General features: G+C 57.3%; 15 protein-coding genes. 13 read left to right on the forward strand and 2 right to left on the reverse strand.

The genetic code is table 11. The features are described from left to right. Positions 1–131: 131 nt before the first annotated feature. The 11 genes from BAR1_RS08045 (at position 132) to BAR1_RS08095 (ending at position 8959) form a co-directional block, all read left to right on the forward strand. A complete protein-coding gene (locus tag BAR1_RS08045) occupies positions 132–842 on the forward strand; it encodes a DUF502 domain-containing protein (protein WP_118942541.1) in 711 nt (236 codons plus the stop codon). A gap of 123 nt (positions 843–965) precedes the next feature. Further along, on the forward strand, positions 966–1184 hold the full coding sequence (locus BAR1_RS08050) for a hypothetical protein (protein ID WP_118942542.1): 219 nt from the start codon (positions 966–968) through the stop codon (positions 1182–1184). 255 nt (positions 1185–1439) lie between these two features. Further along, on the forward strand, positions 1440–1667 hold the full coding sequence (locus BAR1_RS08055) for a hypothetical protein (RefSeq protein ID WP_118942543.1): 228 nt from the start codon (positions 1440–1442) through the stop codon (positions 1665–1667). A gap of 162 nt (positions 1668–1829) precedes the next feature. Beyond that, positions 1830–2045, forward strand: a complete 216-nt coding sequence (locus BAR1_RS08060; protein ID WP_118942544.1) for a hypothetical protein — start codon at positions 1830–1832, stop codon at positions 2043–2045. Between the two features lie 270 nt (positions 2046–2315). Then, positions 2316–4133, forward strand: coding sequence for an extracellular solute-binding protein (locus BAR1_RS08065; RefSeq protein WP_118942545.1), 1818 nt, complete (start codon positions 2316–2318; stop codon positions 4131–4133). Positions 4134–4135: 2 nt separating this feature from the next. After that, positions 4136–4249 carry an entericidin EcnA/B family protein gene (locus BAR1_RS08070; RefSeq protein ID WP_118942546.1) on the forward strand — a complete coding sequence of 38 codons (114 nt, stop codon included), beginning with the start codon at positions 4136–4138 and terminating at the stop codon, positions 4247–4249. A 32-nt stretch (positions 4250–4281) separates the two neighbouring features. After that, positions 4282–4752: an arsenate reductase ArsC gene (locus BAR1_RS08075; RefSeq protein WP_118942547.1), complete on the forward strand. Its 471-nt coding sequence runs from the start codon at positions 4282–4284 to the stop codon at positions 4750–4752. Beyond that, positions 4753–5406: an MIP/aquaporin family protein gene (locus BAR1_RS08080; protein ID WP_118942548.1), complete on the forward strand. Its 654-nt coding sequence runs from the start codon at positions 4753–4755 to the stop codon at positions 5404–5406. Between the two features lie 167 nt (positions 5407–5573). After that, complete coding sequence (locus BAR1_RS08085; RefSeq protein ID WP_118942549.1) at positions 5574–7094, forward strand: class I adenylate-forming enzyme family protein; 1521 nt, start codon at positions 5574–5576, stop codon at positions 7092–7094. Next, complete coding sequence (locus BAR1_RS08090) at positions 7091–7747, forward strand: DsbA family oxidoreductase (protein WP_118942550.1); 657 nt, start codon at positions 7091–7093, stop codon at positions 7745–7747. Before BAR1_RS08085 ends, BAR1_RS08090 begins: the two co-directional genes overlap by 4 nt. Positions 7748–7753: 6 nt before the next feature. Beyond that, the gene (locus BAR1_RS08095) at positions 7754–8959 is read left to right on the forward strand and encodes a multidrug effflux MFS transporter (protein WP_118942551.1); all 1206 of its coding nucleotides are present in this window, start codon (positions 7754–7756) and stop codon (positions 8957–8959) included. Between the two features lie 48 nt (positions 8960–9007). On the opposite strand, the gene mfd is transcribed toward BAR1_RS08095, so the two are convergent. Further along, positions 9008–12472 (reverse strand): transcription-repair coupling factor, encoded by a 3465-nt coding sequence (mfd, locus tag BAR1_RS08100; protein WP_118942552.1) that lies wholly within the window; start codon positions 12470–12472, stop codon positions 9008–9010. A gap of 24 nt (positions 12473–12496) precedes the next feature. Continuing rightward, positions 12497–12988, reverse strand: a complete 492-nt coding sequence (locus BAR1_RS08105; protein ID WP_118944396.1) for a component of SufBCD complex — start codon at positions 12986–12988, stop codon at positions 12497–12499. 163 nt (positions 12989–13151) lie between these two features. Between BAR1_RS08105 and hemB the strand changes: the two genes are divergently transcribed. Further along, on the forward strand, positions 13152–14150 hold the full coding sequence (gene hemB, locus BAR1_RS08110; protein ID WP_118942553.1) for a porphobilinogen synthase: 999 nt from the start codon (positions 13152–13154) through the stop codon (positions 14148–14150). Positions 14151–14289: 139 nt separating this feature from the next. Then, positions 14290–14844: a lipid-binding SYLF domain-containing protein gene (locus BAR1_RS08115; RefSeq protein WP_118942554.1), complete on the forward strand. Its 555-nt coding sequence runs from the start codon at positions 14290–14292 to the stop codon at positions 14842–14844. Positions 14845–14952 lie beyond the last annotated feature (108 nt).

Consider the following 14952-nt stretch of genomic DNA (forward strand, 5'->3'; position numbering starts at 1 on the left):
TTGCATTGGTGTCCCCCCCCCTCGTATTTACAAGGATTGAGGATATTTCTTTTACCTTGGGGTCGCTTCCTATTGTGGCGAGGCTGACGAATGCCTACATTCGCCAGGAAACAAAAGCTGGCTCGAAATTTATGCCCAAACTGAAAAACCTGACTCCGCCCCCGCCCGAGCGCCGCAAGCGCCGTTGGCTTGCAGGTCTGCGCAACAATTTTTTTACCGGTCTGGTGGTTGTCGCCCCTATTGGTATGACATTGTGGCTGGTCTGGGCTGTGACTGGCAAAATCGACGGCATGGTGCTGCCCTTCATTCCCGAAACCTTTAACCCCAAAAGTTACATCGGTATAGATTTGCGCGGTATCGGGGTGATCATCTTCCTGATCTTTACCGTGATCATTGGTTGGATGACCAAGGGCATCATGGGTAAATCCCTGCTGAATTTGGGCGAGGATCTGGTTGACCGGATGCCGGTGGTAAGGTCGGTCTATAACGGATTGAAACAATTGGCAGAAACAGTGTTTGCTCAGTCCGATACCTCGTTTGACAAGGTCTGTCTGGTGGAATACCCGCGTAAAGGTATCTGGGCGGTGGCGTTTATTTCCACCACCACCAAGGGGGAAGTGAACCAGAAAATCCCGGTTAATGAACAAATGATTTCGGTGTTCCTGCCGACGACACCAAACCCGACTTCCGGCTTTTTGCTGTTCGTGCCGCAATCGGATTTGATTGATCTGGACATGAGTGTTGGGGACGCTATGAAACTTGTGATTTCGGCGGGACTGGTTTATCCGGCCGAGAAGAACACGGATCAGCCAAGCCTGCCTTTGGAAGTTCCTACAGAATAGTGTTGCGTCACTTCACCACATTATACCCAAATACGAGGATTTATCTACTATATATTGTGTTTGCATGCTGCAAGTGTTAGGTGTTGCAAATATTCCAATAGGGTACAATTGAAGGGGCCTAAAATGAAAAAAATCCTATTAACATCGGCATTCATGCTGGCAGCTACACAATCATTCGCCGGAAATCTGGTTGAACCAATGATGGAGCCTGAAGTCGTCGAAGCGGCCACGGGCAGTTCCGGCGGGGCGATGCTTGTTCCGATCCTGATGATCGTGTTGCTGGCAGCAGTTGTTGCAAGTGGTGGTAGTAATAACGCGCCGCCAGTTGATGTTGCTCAATAGAACAACGAAAACAAGGTGATACTTATTCTTAAACGGTTCAGCGGTTAATGCGTTGGGCCGTTTTTTCATCTTATTAAAGGTTGTCGGCTTTATAAGGGATATGGTCGTGCACTTATGGCGTTTGGTTTTGGAGCCGGTATTGTTGAGGTTTGTCCAATACCAATGAAGCCCCCAAGAGACTCAGCCAAAACGTATTTTTGTTGATATTCTTCAATCCCCGAGTTAGGTATGAATTGTAATAAAAATGAGGATAATATGAAAAAACTTTTCTTAACGGCAACAGCAATTGTTGCATCTACTCAGGCTTTTGCTGGCAACCTTGTCGAACCGATGATGGAACCTGAAGTGGTCGAAGCGGCCACCGGCAGTTCCGGCGGGGCGATGCTTGTTCCGATCCTGCTGATCGTATTGATGGCTGCTGTGATTGCCAGTGGGGGCGGTGATAATGCGCCAATACCTGCAAATGGTATCGGCGGGTTATAATTATCTAGGCTGGTTCACATTGGTGGATCGTAATTGCTACCTGGTGGGGGCTTGCGCTAGTCATCAATCTTTTCCGGGTGTGTAAACCACTGCTTGCACACCGATAGAGTGAGTATTTGCCATACGATGAAAATAGTTCAATTTTTAACTTACGAGGGTAGCATGAAAAAAATACTATTAACGGCAACAGCAATTGTTGCATCTACCCAGGCTTTTGCTGGCAACCTTGTCGAACCAATGATGGAACCTGAAGTGGTCGAAGCGGCCACCGGCAGTTCCGGCGGGGCGATGCTTGTTCCGATCCTGCTGATTGTGCTGATGGCAGCTGTCGTCGCAAGTGGTGGGGGAAATACGGCGCCACCACCACCTATGCGCTAGACCTATCAATCAAGATTAAACGTTAAGGAATGGCTCAGTGTGAAACTACTCTGGGCCATTTTACTGGTCAAATATTGGCAAAAAAAAACGCCAGCGCAAGGCTGGCGTTAAGTTATTGAGGCAGGTTTCATACAGGCAAGAAACCTATCGAGCAGTGATTACTTTATACGCAATCTATTGCCACCCGCCAAGCTAAAAGTTTGAATTGGTTGCAATTGGCCGTTACGATCAACCGTAACGAAACAAGGCGCGTGAAGGATTGTTGCCAATATGAGATCAATAAATTTCGCGTGGCTTGGGCAAATCGCCTGCACTGCCTGTATGATTCTGTCCACAGGAATCGCGCAGGCCGAACCACAGCATGGCATAGCTATGTATGGCTCCCCTGCCCTACCACAGGATTTTGTGTCCCTACCCTACGCCAACCCCGACGCGCCCAAAGGCGGGCGCATCATTCTGGGCGAGGTCGGCAGCTTTGATTCCCTGAACCCGCACATCCTGAAAGGCCGCGCGCCGTGGCAATGGCGCTATCTGGGATACGAGGGCCTGATGGGGCGAAACTGGGACGAACCCTTCTCGCTTTACGGTCTTTTGGCCGAATCGATTGATGTCGGGCCGAATCGCCAATGGGTCGAATTCACCCTGCGCCCCGAGGCAAAGTTCTGGGACGGCAGCCCCGTCACCGTCGAGGATGTGATGTGGTCTTACGAAACGCTGGGCACCAAGGGGCATCCGAAATATCTGGGGGCCTGGCAAAAAGTCGCAAAGATGGAGCAAACCGGCGCGCGCAAGATCCGCTTTACCTTCAACACCGAGGACAGGGAACTGGCGCTGATCATCGGCATGCGCCCGATTCTGAAAAAAGCACAATATGAAGGCAAGGATTTTGCCGCGTCATCGCTTGAGGCGCCAATCGGCACCGCCCCCTACGTGGTGGATGATCTGGAGCAAGGCCGCTATCTGGTGTTGAAACGCAATCCCGATTACTGGGGCAAGGATTTGCCTTTTCGTCGCGGCACCCATAATTTTGACGAAATCCGGATGGAGTTTTTCACCGACGCCAACGTCCGCTTCGAGGCGTTCAAGGCAGGTGAAATCGATGTCATGCGCGAAGGCAACGCCGGAAAATGGGCCACGCTTTATGATTTTCCCGCCATGCGCTCTGGTGAAGTGGTTAAATCCGAAATCCCGCATCAGCGCCCCACCGGTCTGAAGGGTCTGGTGATGAACACCCGCAACCCGATCTTTGCGGATTGGCGTGTACGGCAAGCGATGATACTGGCGTTCAATTATGAATTCATCAGCCAGACGGTGAACGGCCACGCCGCCCCGCGCATCAAATCCTATTTCGACAATTCCGTGCTGGCGATGGAACCCGGACCCGCCAAGGGCCGCGTGGCCGATTTGCTGGCCCCCTTTGCCGATCAACTGCCCCCCGACACGATCGAAGGTTACACCCTGCCCGTCTCGGACGGCTCGGAGCGTAACCGCAAGAACATCCGCAAGGCGATGGCCCTGCTGGCAGAGGCCGGATGGGATGTTGAGAACGGCGTGATGCAAAACAGCGCGGGCCAACCCTTTGCCTTTGAAATTGTGCTGAAACAGGGTGCCTCCGAAGTGCGCACCATTGTCGACCTCTATGTGGAATCATTGAAACGGCTGGGGATGCAGCCCACGGTTACCGTGATCGACAAGGCGCAATACAAGGAACGCACCAACGCCTATGATTTCGGCATGGCCTTCTATTCCCGTGGGGCATCCCTGTCGCCGGGCAATGAACAGATGCTCTATTGGGGGGGCGATGGCGTCACCCGTCCGGGCACCCGCAACTGGATGGGTATGGATTCACCTGCCGCCGAGGCAATGATCAACAGGATGCTGAATACCACCGACCAGAAGGGTTTCCGTGCCGCCGCCCATGCGCTGGACCGGATTCTGGCCGCCGGTCGCTATGTGATTCCGATCTGGGCCGGCGGGCCTTCGCGTATTGCACATAAAAGTTTCCTGCATTATCCGGCAGAACATCTGCCGATGTATGGAGACTGGATCGGTTTTCTGCCGGATGTCTGGTGGTATGAGGAGAGATAAACATGACAAAGACCATTCTGCTGATCACACTTCTGGCCTTTTCGGGCTGCGCCACGGTCGAAGGGCTGGGCCGTGATATTTTGGCCGGTGCGCGAAAAGTGAACAACGCGCTGTAAAACTGTTACACAGCGCGGCTATTCATGCCGGCATGAATATACTTGTCCTCTGCACCGGAAACTCGGCCCGCTCGATCCTGCTGGAAAGCATCCTGAACCACACAGGCGGCGGGCGCGTGACCGCCTATTCCGCCGGCTCGCACCCTGCGGGAGCGGTGCATCCGCAATCCCTGACCCTGCTGCGCCGGCTGGGCCATGACGTCAGCGGTGCGTGCTCCAAAAGCTGGGATGAATTCGCCCGCGTGGATGCCCCGCGCATGGATGTTGTCATTACCGTTTGCAGCGCCGCCGCTGGCGAAACCTGCCCCTTGTGGCCTGGCGCCCCTGTCCGCGCGCACTGGGGCGTTGACGATCCCGCCAATTGCATAGAGGATTGTGAACAGGCATTTCAGACGGCCTATGATACCCTGTCCCGACGGGCGGCGCGGTTTCTGGCCCTGCCGCTGGACGGGATGGACAAAACGGCCCTGCAAGCGGCGCTGGACAAGATCGGGCAGGAGTGAATGAAACAGAAATTGCTGGCGGAATTTATCGGCACCGCGATGCTGCTGATCGGCGTGGTCGGATCGGGTATCATGGCCGAAAACATGTCGGGTGGAAACAATGGTATCGCCCTGCTGGCCAATGCCATTGCCACCGGTGCGATGCTCTATGTTCTGATCACCACCCTTGGCCCGGTCTCCGGTGCCCATTTCAACCCCGCTGTGACGCTTGCCTTTGCCCTGCGCCGCGAACACCCGTCTGCTCAAATCCTGCCCTATGTGGTGGTGCAAATCATTGGCGGTATCCTTGGGGTCTGGTTCACCCATATCATGTTCGATCTGCCGATCCTGCAAACCTCGACCCACACCCGCACCGGCATCCCGCTCTGGAGCAGTGAAATCTTTGCCACCTTCGGCCTGCTGTTCGTGATTTTCGGCGGCATCAAACACAAACCCGATACAGTGCCAACCCTCGTTGCGCTCTATATCACCGGTGCCTACTGGTTCACCTCCTCGACCAGTTTCGCCAATCCCGCCGTGACCATCGCCCGCAGCCTTTCGGACACATTCGCGGGCATATATCCTGCCCATATGCCGATGTTCATCGTAATGCAGCTGATTGGCGTCGCGGTTGCAAGCCTGATCCTGCCCCAACTATTCAAAGACCGCACATAGCCCCTTCTTCTTGCCCCAAATACCTGCCTTGCCAAAAACACACGCTGCCCCTAAAGCATTTCCAGTTAATATTGTATCGCTTTTCGCTGCCTCAAGCCTTTGGCTTGAACGCAAAAAGCGATACGCCTGTTTCAAGATGAACTGGAAACGCTATAAGCAAGGTGCGCATGACCTCGATCTTTGACAACGGCGCGCCTGCGCCCTGCCCCGCCCCCTTCAATCTGGCACAATATGTGCTGTCGCTTGCCCCCGCGCTGGGTGACAAATGCGCCCTGTCGGTTCTGCACACAGACCACACCGATGACTGGACCTATGCCCGCTTTGAAGCCGCCGTACGCGGCACTGCAACAGGCCTATTGCAACAGGGGCTGAAACCGGGTGACCGCATATTGATGCGGCTTGGCAATACCGTGGAATTCCCGATCCTGTTTCTGGCCGCGATCACCGCCGGACTGGTGCCCGTGCCGACCTCCTCGCAACTGACCACACCGGAAATCACCGCAATCAGCAATAAAATCACCCCCGCCCTGATCATAGCTGACAGCGGCATCCCCCTGCCCGATCCCCTGTCCTGCCCCGTGATCAGCGCGCAGGACCTGCACGGCTTCCACCACCTGCCCCCTGCCTTCTATGTCGAGGGCGATCCGGACCGCCTTGCCTATATCATCTACACCTCCGGCACCTCGGGCGCGCCCCGCGCGGTGTGCCACGCCCATCGCGCAATCTGGGCGCGGCGGATGATGTTCAAGGGCTGGTACGGGCTGACCGCGCATGACCGGATGATGCACGCGGGCGCTTTCAACTGGACCTACACATTGGGCACCGGCCTGATGGATCCGCTGTCGATCGGCGCAACCGCCCTGATCCCCGCTGCCGGCACAACTGCCGCCGATCTGCCCGCGCTGATCGCCCGCCACCGCGCCACCATTTTTGCCGCCGCCCCCGGTGTGTACCGGCAAATGCAAAAACAGCCGCTACCGCCCCTGCCCGATCTGCGCCACGGGTTGTCCGCCGGTGAAAAACTGCCCGAAACCATCCGCACCCGCTGGAATGACGCCACCGGAAAAATGCTGTTCGAGGCTTATGGCATGTCCGAATGTTCCACCTTCATCTCGGGCAGCCCCGACCGCCCTGCGCCCCACGGGGCTTCGGGTTATCCGCAACAGGGCCGCCGCGTGGCGGTGCTGGATCAGGATGGTAAACCGGTGCCTTTTGACACCGCAGGCACCCTTGCCGTTCACCGCGATGATCCGAGCTTGATGCTGGGCTATCTGGATGCCGAAACGGAAACAAATGCCAGATATGCAGGCGACTGGTTCCTGACCGGCGACAGTTGCAGCATGGCCCCTGACGGCGCCATCACCTATCTGGGCCGCACCGACGATATGATGAACGCCGGTGGCTACCGTGTTTCCCCGCTCGAGGTCGAACACACCCTTGCCACCCACCCCGCCATCCATGAGGTCGCCGCCGTCGAGGTCACCGTCAAAGCCGACACCACCGTGATTGCGGCCTTCTACACCTCCGACACGCCACTGGACGAAACCGGATTAATCGACTACGCCAAGGACAGACTGGCGCGTTACAAAACCCCCCGCATCTATGTTCGGGTTGCCTCGTTGCCCAAAGGGGCCAACGGCAAACTGCTGCGCCGCCAATTGCGCGAAACATACGAGAAACAGACATGATCAAGCTTGATATCATTTCCGATCCGATTTGCCCGTGGTGCTATATCGGCAAGGCCAATCTGGACCGCGCGCTGGCCGCGCATCCCGACCACCCCTTTCTGATCGAATGGCATCCGTTCCAGTTGAACCCCGATATGCCGCCCCAGGGCATGGACCGGCGCGAATATCTGGAGCTGAAATTCGGCGGCAAGGAAGCGGCGGTCAAGGTATACGCCGAAATCGCGCAAAAGGCCGAGGAAGCAGGGCTGGAGATCGACTTTGCCGCGATCAAACGCACGCCGAACACCCTTAATGCGCATCGCCTGATCCACTGGGCGGGGATCGAGGGGGTGCAGACATTCGTCGTATCGGCACTGTTTCGCGCCTATTTTGTCGAGGGGCGCAATATCGGCCTGAACGATGTTCTGTGCAACATTGCCGATGCTTCCGGCATGGATGCGGATATGGTGGAGCGGCTGCTGAATTCAGATGCAGACGTTGAGTATATCCGCAAACGCGATGCCGAAGCCCGCGAACGAGGGGTGCGCGGGGTGCCGACCTTTATTGTTGCCAATGAATCGGTACTGACCGGCGCACAGCCGGCGCACCTGTGGGGACAAGTGATTGTCGAAATCAACGAACAACTTGAAAATGACAACCTGCCGGAATCCTGACCAGAAATGAACACCCCCCAATCCCCCCTTGGCAAACGCGAGTTCATCGCCCTGATGGGCATGACTTCGGCCTCGATCGCCTTTTCGATTGATGCGATGCTGCCGTCCCTGCCGGAAATCGGTCAGGCGCTAACACCGGAGGCGATCAACCGCGCGCAACTGGTGTTGACCAGCTTTGTTCTGGGTATGGGGATCGGCACATTTTTCACCGGCCCGCTGTCGGACGCCTTTGGACGCCGCCGCGTGCTGTTGGGCGGGTTTTTCCTTTATATGATCGGCGCGCTTTTGGGGATGCTGGCCGGGTCACTGGAACTGCTGCTGGCGGCGCGTCTAATTCAGGGTCTGGGGGCCGCCGGTCCACGGGTGGTGGCCATGGCGGTGATCCGCGACCGGTTTTCCGGCCGGCAAATGGCGCAAGTGATGTCATTCGTGATGATGGTCTTCACACTGGTGCCCGCCTTTGCCCCCAGCATGGGGGCCGGTATCATTTATCTGGTCGGCTGGCGCGGGTTGTTCGGCGCCTTTGTGCTGTTTGCCATTATCAACAGCCTGTGGTTCGGGTTGCGCCAGCCCGAAACCCTGCTGCCGGAGAACCGGCGCGAATTTCGGCCGGCCAAGCTGTGGGAGGGTGTGAAAGAGGTTCTGGCCAACCGCACCGTGCGCACCACGATCATGGTGCAGACGATGATCTTCGGTTCCCTGTTCGGGATGCTGTCCACCACCCAGCAGGTGTTTGACATTACCTTTGGGCAAGGCGCGAATTTCCCGCTGTGGTTTGGCGGGATTGCATTGGTTGCCGGCACGGCAAGCGTGGTGAATGCTACCTTCGTGGTTCGGTTGGGGATGCGGCGGATTATCCGTGTGACCCTGATGGTGCAAATCATGTTGTCGGGGGGCTTTGCGATATTGGTCTGGTCGGGGCTGATGCCCGCCACGCTGTATTTTCCCGCCTTCCTGTTATGGATGACCTCGGTGTTTTTCATGGCGGGTATGACCATTGGCAACCTGAACGCCATCGCGATGGAGCCGATGGGGCATATGGCCGGCATGGCCGCGTCCGTCACCAGCGCGCTGTTCACCGTTTCGGCGGTGCTGATCGCGGCGCCGATCGGGCTGGCCTTTGATGGCACCCCGCTGCCGCTGGCCATCGGGGTGTTTAGCTGTGCTGCGGTCGCACTGGCACTGATGCAGATGATCCGGCGGGAGCCTTAAGAACTTTTATGCCTCCGGCGGGGATATTTATGGAACAAAGATGGACAGTTATTTCGCTTTCTTAGCCTTCTTTTCGTTCACGACCTTTTGCGCCAGATCCCGGGCGATGGCGTAAGCGCCCTTGATCTTGTCCACCGTTTTGGCCCAGTCGCGGCGCACCACGATTTTGTTGTCGCGCACCTTGGCCAGCCCGCGCTGCTCCTCGATGAATTCGACCAATCCGGCGGGCGAGGCAAATTTGTCGTTGTGGAACTGGATCGTTGCCCCCTTCGGCCCCGCATCCAGCCGCGCGATACCGGCGCGCTTGCACATCGCCTTGATCCGCACCACCAGCAGCAGCGAGTTCACCTCTTTTGGCAAGGGGCCAAACCGGTCGATCAATTCGGCGGCAAAGCCTTCCAGCTCGACCTTGGTATGCAGGCCGGACAGGCGGCGATAGAGACCAAGGCGCACGTCAAGATCAGGTACGTAAGTATCTGGTATCAACACAGGAACCCCCAGATTGATCACCGGCGCCCATTTGCCGCCATCGTCCGGCATACCGATTTCGCCCGACCGGATCTTGCCGATCGCCTCTTCCAGCATCTGTTGATACAGCTCGTAACCCACTTCGCGCATCTGGCCGGATTGCTCTTCGCCCAGCAGGTTCCCTGCCCCGCGAATATCCAGATCCTGCGAGGCCAGCGTGAACCCCGCCCCCAGACTGTCCAGACTGGCCAGCACCCGCAGGCGTTTTTGCGCGGTCGGGGTGAGCGGCACGCGCGGTTTGGTGGTCATATAGGCATAGGCGCGGGTTTTACTGCGCCCCACGCGCCCCCTGATCTGGTACAGCTGCGCAAGGCCGAACATATCGGCGCGATGCACGATCATGGTGTTGGCGGTGGGTATGTCCAGCCCGGATTCGACAATGGTGGTGGCCAGCAGAACATCGTATTTACCATCGTAAAAGGCGTTCATGCGGTCATCCAGTTGGCCTGCCGCCATCTGGCCGTGGGCCACGACATAGGAGACCTCGGGCACATGATCCTGCAAGAAGGCCTCGATTTCCGGCAGATCCTTGATCCGTGGCACCACATAAAACGATTGCCCGCCGCGATAATGTTCGCGCAACAGGGCCTCGCGCAGGGTGACGCTGTCAAATTCGCTAACATAGGTGCGGATTGCCAGACGGTCCACCGGCGGGGTGCCGATGATCGACAGGTCGCGCACGCCGGATAGCGACATCTGCAAGGTGCGCGGGATCGGCGTGGCGGTCAGGGTCAGCACATGCACGTCGCTGCGCATTTCCTTCAGCCGTTCCTTGTGCGACACGCCAAAGCGCTGTTCCTCGTCGATCACCAGCAGGCCGAGGTTTTGAAAACGCACGGATTTGGCCAGCAGGGCATGGGTGCCGATGACAATATCCACCGTGCCCCGCGCGATGCCTTCGCGGGTCAGATTGGCCTCTTTTGCGCTAACAAAGCGGGATAACTGACCGATCTGTATGGGAAAACCACGGAACCGTTCGGCAAAGGATTTATAGTGCTGCCGTGCCAACAATGTGGTCGGGGCAATCACCGCCACCTGTTGACCGGACATCGCGGCGACAAAAGCGGCGCGCATGGCGACTTCGGTCTTGCCAAAGCCCACATCGCCGCAAATCAGCCGGTCCATTGGCTGACCCGAGGCCATGTCGTTCAGAACATCCTCGATCGCCGAGAGCTGGTCATCGGTTTCCTGATAGGGAAAACGGGCGGAAAAAGCCTCCCATGCGTGGTGCTGGGGTTCCAGCACCGTGGCTTTGCGCAAGGCGCGTTCGGCGGCAAGGCGGATCAGTTTTTCCGCCACCTCGCGGATGCGTTCCTTCAGCTTGGCCTTTTTCGCCTGCCATGCACCGCCGCCCAGCTTGTCCAGCAGGCCGGTTTCATGGCCGAATTTGGACAGCAGTTCGATGTTTTCCACCGGCAGGAACAACCGGTCCCCGCCTGCGTATTCCAGCGCGATACATTCATGCGGCGCGCCCATCGCGGTGATGGTTTCCAGCCCCTTGTAAACCCCGACCCCGTGGTCCACATGCACGATCAGATCGCCGACCGACAGCCCTTGCGTTTCGGTCAGGAAGTTTTCGGCGCGCCGTTTGCGGCGTGGGGCGCGGATCAGCCGGTCGCCCAGCACGTCCTGCTCGGAAATCACCGTCACATCATTGCCGGTGAACCCGTGTTCCAGCGCCCAGACCACAAGGTTAACGCCCTCTTTGACCTCGCGAATGTCTCGCACCTGTCGCAGGCCGATCTGGCCTTCATCTTCAAGCAGGCCCGAAAGGCGTTCCCGCGCGCCTTCGGAATAGCTGGCGACAACCACCGGTCCTTTGGGCTTTTGTGCATCAATATGATCCGACAAGGCCTTGAACAGATTGACATCCTGCTGTTGGCGCTCGGGCGCAAAATTACGCCCGATCCGACCGCCTGCATCCAGCACACCCGGACCTGTGCTTTGCGGTAGTGGGTTTAACTGGATCACCCGATGGCCCGCAATCGCCGCGACCCAGTCGGCATCATTCAGATAGAGCAGCTGCGGCGGACAGGGTTTGTAAACCGAATCCATCCGGTTTTTCGCTGCCATCGCCGCCTTGCGGGTGTCGTACTGGTCCTCGATTGCTTCCCAGCGGGCCAGACGGGCGGCGGTGGTTTGATCGTCCAGCACGACCGAGGCATCGGGCAGATAGTCAAACAGCGTTTCCAGTTTTTCATGGAAAAACGGCAGCCAGTGTTCGGCGCCTTGATGTTTGCGCCCCGCGCTGATCGCTTCATATAAAGGATCATCCAGCCCCGCTGCGCCGAATTCGATGCGGTAATTCTGTCGAAAGCGGGTCACGGCGGCCTCGTCCAGAATGATCTCGGAGACCGGGGCCAGTTCGATTTCGTTTAGTTTTTCGGTGGTGCGCTGGGTGGCGGGGTCAAAGTGGCGTGCGCCATCCAGCACATCGCCAAACAGGTCCAGCCGCACCGGCCCACCCTGCCCGCCTGCCGATAGCGGTGGATAGATGTCGATGATTCCCCCGCGCACGGCATAATCGCCCGGCTCCATCACGGTCGGGGTTTGCGAAAATCCCATGCGGGTTAAAAAAGCACGCAGGGCCTTTTCGTCGATCCGTTCGCCCACGCGGGCGCGAAAGGCGGATTGTTTCAGCACCGTCCGTGCCGGAACCCGCTGGGTTGCAGCGTTCAGCGTGGTTAACAGGATAAAGGGCGCGGGCATGCCGTGGGCCAGGCCGGCCAGCGTGGCCATGCGGGCGGCCGAGACATCGGGGTTGGGGGATGTGCGGTCAAACGGCAGGCAATCCCATGACGGAAAGCTTAAAACCACCGCATCGGGCGCATAGAATCGCAGGGCCGATTGCATCGCCACCAGCCGTTTGTCATCGCGTGCGATATGCACCACTGGTCGGCCGGCACGCAGCAATTCCTGCGCCAGAAGATGCGCATCAAACCCTTCGGGCGCCCCGCCAAGGGTTATATGGTCAGGCTGTGCCATGTTGGTTTGTCCAGTGGTTAAGGTTTACTGCCCCAAGGCCCCAAGCGACATATTTTGATACATTCCGTACATGGCTGTAACAAAAATCGAAAGCATTCCAATGCCTTGCGTAACAATCCTGTGTGATGCCAATCTTTTTTGCAGGGCTTCGCCACGGATCATATCATGGGAAATTTGGGCCGCTGTATAAAAGGAAAGCCCGCCAACGATGCTCATCGGGAAGGCCAGCAAAAACAGCGCCTGCGCGATTTCGACATTGTAGTAAAATGCCATAATCCCCAAAGAGGCCAACAAAAAGCTGGTGAAGGCCAGCAATACCGGTCCGGTCATCTTCAGGATATACAACAACCGGTTGGTGGTGATGCGCACCATATCCTCAAGGTCTTGCTGTGCTTGTCCGCCGTGTCGACGGGCCCGCAGCACCATATCATATGGCACCCCCAGCACCCAATGACTGGTGGTGGACCAGACCACCGCAAGGGCAATCCAGTACCAGAGGTTCGAGAATGACCGCATGTCGATCACTTCGAATACCAATTCATACCAATACCGTTGCACGGTTTTTGTCCTCGCCTGTTTTTCCTGTGCCGGACATTATAGTGGCACTGCGCCAATTCCTACCCTTGAGGTGCCCGAAAATCCATGTAACCAATAAGAGGTCAACACGAAAGAGTTATTAATGCGTCATAACCTCGCCCCCTTCCCCGCCACGCGCCTTCGGCGCACCCGCCGCTCCGCCTCTATTCGGGCGCTGTGTCAGGAAAATACCCTGTCGGTGAATGATCTTATCTGGCCGATGTTCGTAGTTGAAGGCAGTGGCGAGAGACAGCCTGTTACCTCGATGCCCGGAGTCGAGCGGCGGTCAGTCGACCTGATTGTCCAAGCCGCGCGCGAGGCGGCCGATCTGGGTATTCCGGCGATCTGTATCTTTCCTTACACCGATCCGGCCCTGAAAACCGATTGCTGCCGCGAGGCCTGGAGCGCCGACAACCTGTCCAATCGCGCCATTGCCGCTGTTAAGGACGCGGTGCCGGAAGTGGCCGTGATGACCGACATCGCGCTGGACCCCTATAACGCGCAGGGGCATGACGGCATTGTCAAAGATGGCGTGATCCTGAACGACGAAACTGTGGATGCATTGGTGAAAATGGCGCTGGCACAGGCCAACGCGGGCGCCGATATTCTGGGGCCGAGCGATATGATGGACGGGCGCATTGGTGCAATGCGGGCCGCACTGGAAGCCGAGGGGCACAAGGACGTGTCGATCCTGTCCTATTCCGCCAAATACGCCAGTTCGTTTTATGGCCCGTTTCGCGATGCGGTTGGCGCATCGGGTGCCCTGAAAGGTGACAAGAAAACCTACCAGATGAACCCCGCCAACTCGGACGAGGCCATGCGTCTGGTGGAACGCGATCTGGTTGAGGGGGCGGATATGGTGATGGTCAAACCCGGCCTGCCCTATCTGGATATCTGCCGACGGGTGAAGGTCGAATTCGGCGTGCCGACCTTTGCCTATCAGGTGTCGGGGGAATACGCGATGATCATGGCCGCAGCCGATAATGGCTGGATCGATGGCGATGCGGTGATGCTGGAGAGCCTGATGGCATTTCGCCGCGCGGGTTGTGACGGGGTGCTGACCTATTTTGCACCGCAGGTCGCACGGGCGCTGAACGACTAAAATCTACGCAAAGACCTGCCGAAAGGTAAAACCAAAGGATGACACCCTTGCCGTGATCCTTTATAGTTGCATAAGGATCGGCCAGATAAGGCCGGCAAAGTCAGGCAGACACAGGCACAAACACAAAGGGGTATAACCCATGAGCAGACTTTCCCGTCGACTTTTTGTAACCGGCGCATTGGCCACAACCACCGCTGCATGCGGTAATGGCATCGGCAGTAACGGCAGCGCCAAAATCGACGCACGCGTTGATGCCATGCTGAACCAGATGCACAATCGCTATCCGGCCACACTGGAACTTGAGAACAAGGCCGTTGGCATGCTGGTCATGCCGCTGATCACCAAAGCGGGCTTTGGTTTGGGTGGCTCTTACGGGCGTGGTGCCTTGCGGGTGAATGGCGTTACCGTTGATTACTATTCCGCCGCCGCCGCCAGCTTTGGATTGCAAATCGGCGCGCAGCAGTTTTCGCATGTTCTTTATTTTATGACAGACGAAGCCCTTGCCGATTTCCGCCGTTCGTCCGGCTGGGCCGCAGGCGCCGATCTGGAATATGCACTAAATGACAATGGCGGCAACGTTAGCACCGAAACCACTGTGGCGCTTGCGCCGGTTGTGGCTGTGATCTTTGGCCAGGCTGGTCTGATGGTTGGCGCCACACTGGAAGGCACCAAATACACGCGGATCCTTCCATAGGCTGATCCGGTTTTTCTGCGGTTTCAGCAGAAAAAATGGCACATCGAAAAAGAACCACTAAACCGGTTTAGTGGTTCTTTTTAGGCACGTTACAAACTGACAGTAACG

The sequence above is a fragment of the Profundibacter amoris genome (assembly GCF_003544895.1).
Lineage (GTDB): Bacteria > Pseudomonadota > Alphaproteobacteria > Rhodobacterales > Rhodobacteraceae > Profundibacter > Profundibacter amoris.

Coding starts and splice junctions, on each gene's coding strand:
- BAR1_RS08065 (WP_118942545.1), top strand. CDS start 2,316: ATGAGATCAATAAATTTCGCGTGGCTTGGGCAAATCGCCTGCACTGCC.
- BAR1_RS08115 (WP_118942554.1), top strand. CDS start 14,290: ATGAGCAGACTTTCCCGTCGACTTTTTGTAACCGGCGCATTGGCCACA.
- BAR1_RS08080 (WP_118942548.1), top strand. CDS start 4,753: ATGAAACAGAAATTGCTGGCGGAATTTATCGGCACCGCGATGCTGCTG.
- BAR1_RS08085 (WP_118942549.1), top strand. CDS start 5,574: ATGACCTCGATCTTTGACAACGGCGCGCCTGCGCCCTGCCCCGCCCCC.
- BAR1_RS08060 (WP_118942544.1), top strand. CDS start 1,830: ATGAAAAAAATACTATTAACGGCAACAGCAATTGTTGCATCTACCCAG.
- mfd (WP_118942552.1), bottom strand. CDS start 12,472: ATGGCACAGCCTGACCATATAACCCTTGGCGGGGCGCCCGAAGGGTTT.
- BAR1_RS08050 (WP_118942542.1), top strand. CDS start 966: ATGAAAAAAATCCTATTAACATCGGCATTCATGCTGGCAGCTACACAA.
- BAR1_RS08105 (WP_118944396.1), bottom strand. CDS start 12,988: ATGCGGTCATTCTCGAACCTCTGGTACTGGATTGCCCTTGCGGTGGTC.
- hemB (WP_118942553.1), top strand. CDS start 13,152: ATGCGTCATAACCTCGCCCCCTTCCCCGCCACGCGCCTTCGGCGCACC.
- BAR1_RS08075 (WP_118942547.1), top strand. CDS start 4,282: ATGAATATACTTGTCCTCTGCACCGGAAACTCGGCCCGCTCGATCCTG.
- BAR1_RS08095 (WP_118942551.1), top strand. CDS start 7,754: ATGAACACCCCCCAATCCCCCCTTGGCAAACGCGAGTTCATCGCCCTG.
- BAR1_RS08045 (WP_118942541.1), top strand. CDS start 132: ATGCCCAAACTGAAAAACCTGACTCCGCCCCCGCCCGAGCGCCGCAAG.
- BAR1_RS08070 (WP_118942546.1), top strand. CDS start 4,136: ATGACAAAGACCATTCTGCTGATCACACTTCTGGCCTTTTCGGGCTGC.
- BAR1_RS08090 (WP_118942550.1), top strand. CDS start 7,091: ATGATCAAGCTTGATATCATTTCCGATCCGATTTGCCCGTGGTGCTAT.
- BAR1_RS08055 (WP_118942543.1), top strand. CDS start 1,440: ATGAAAAAACTTTTCTTAACGGCAACAGCAATTGTTGCATCTACTCAG.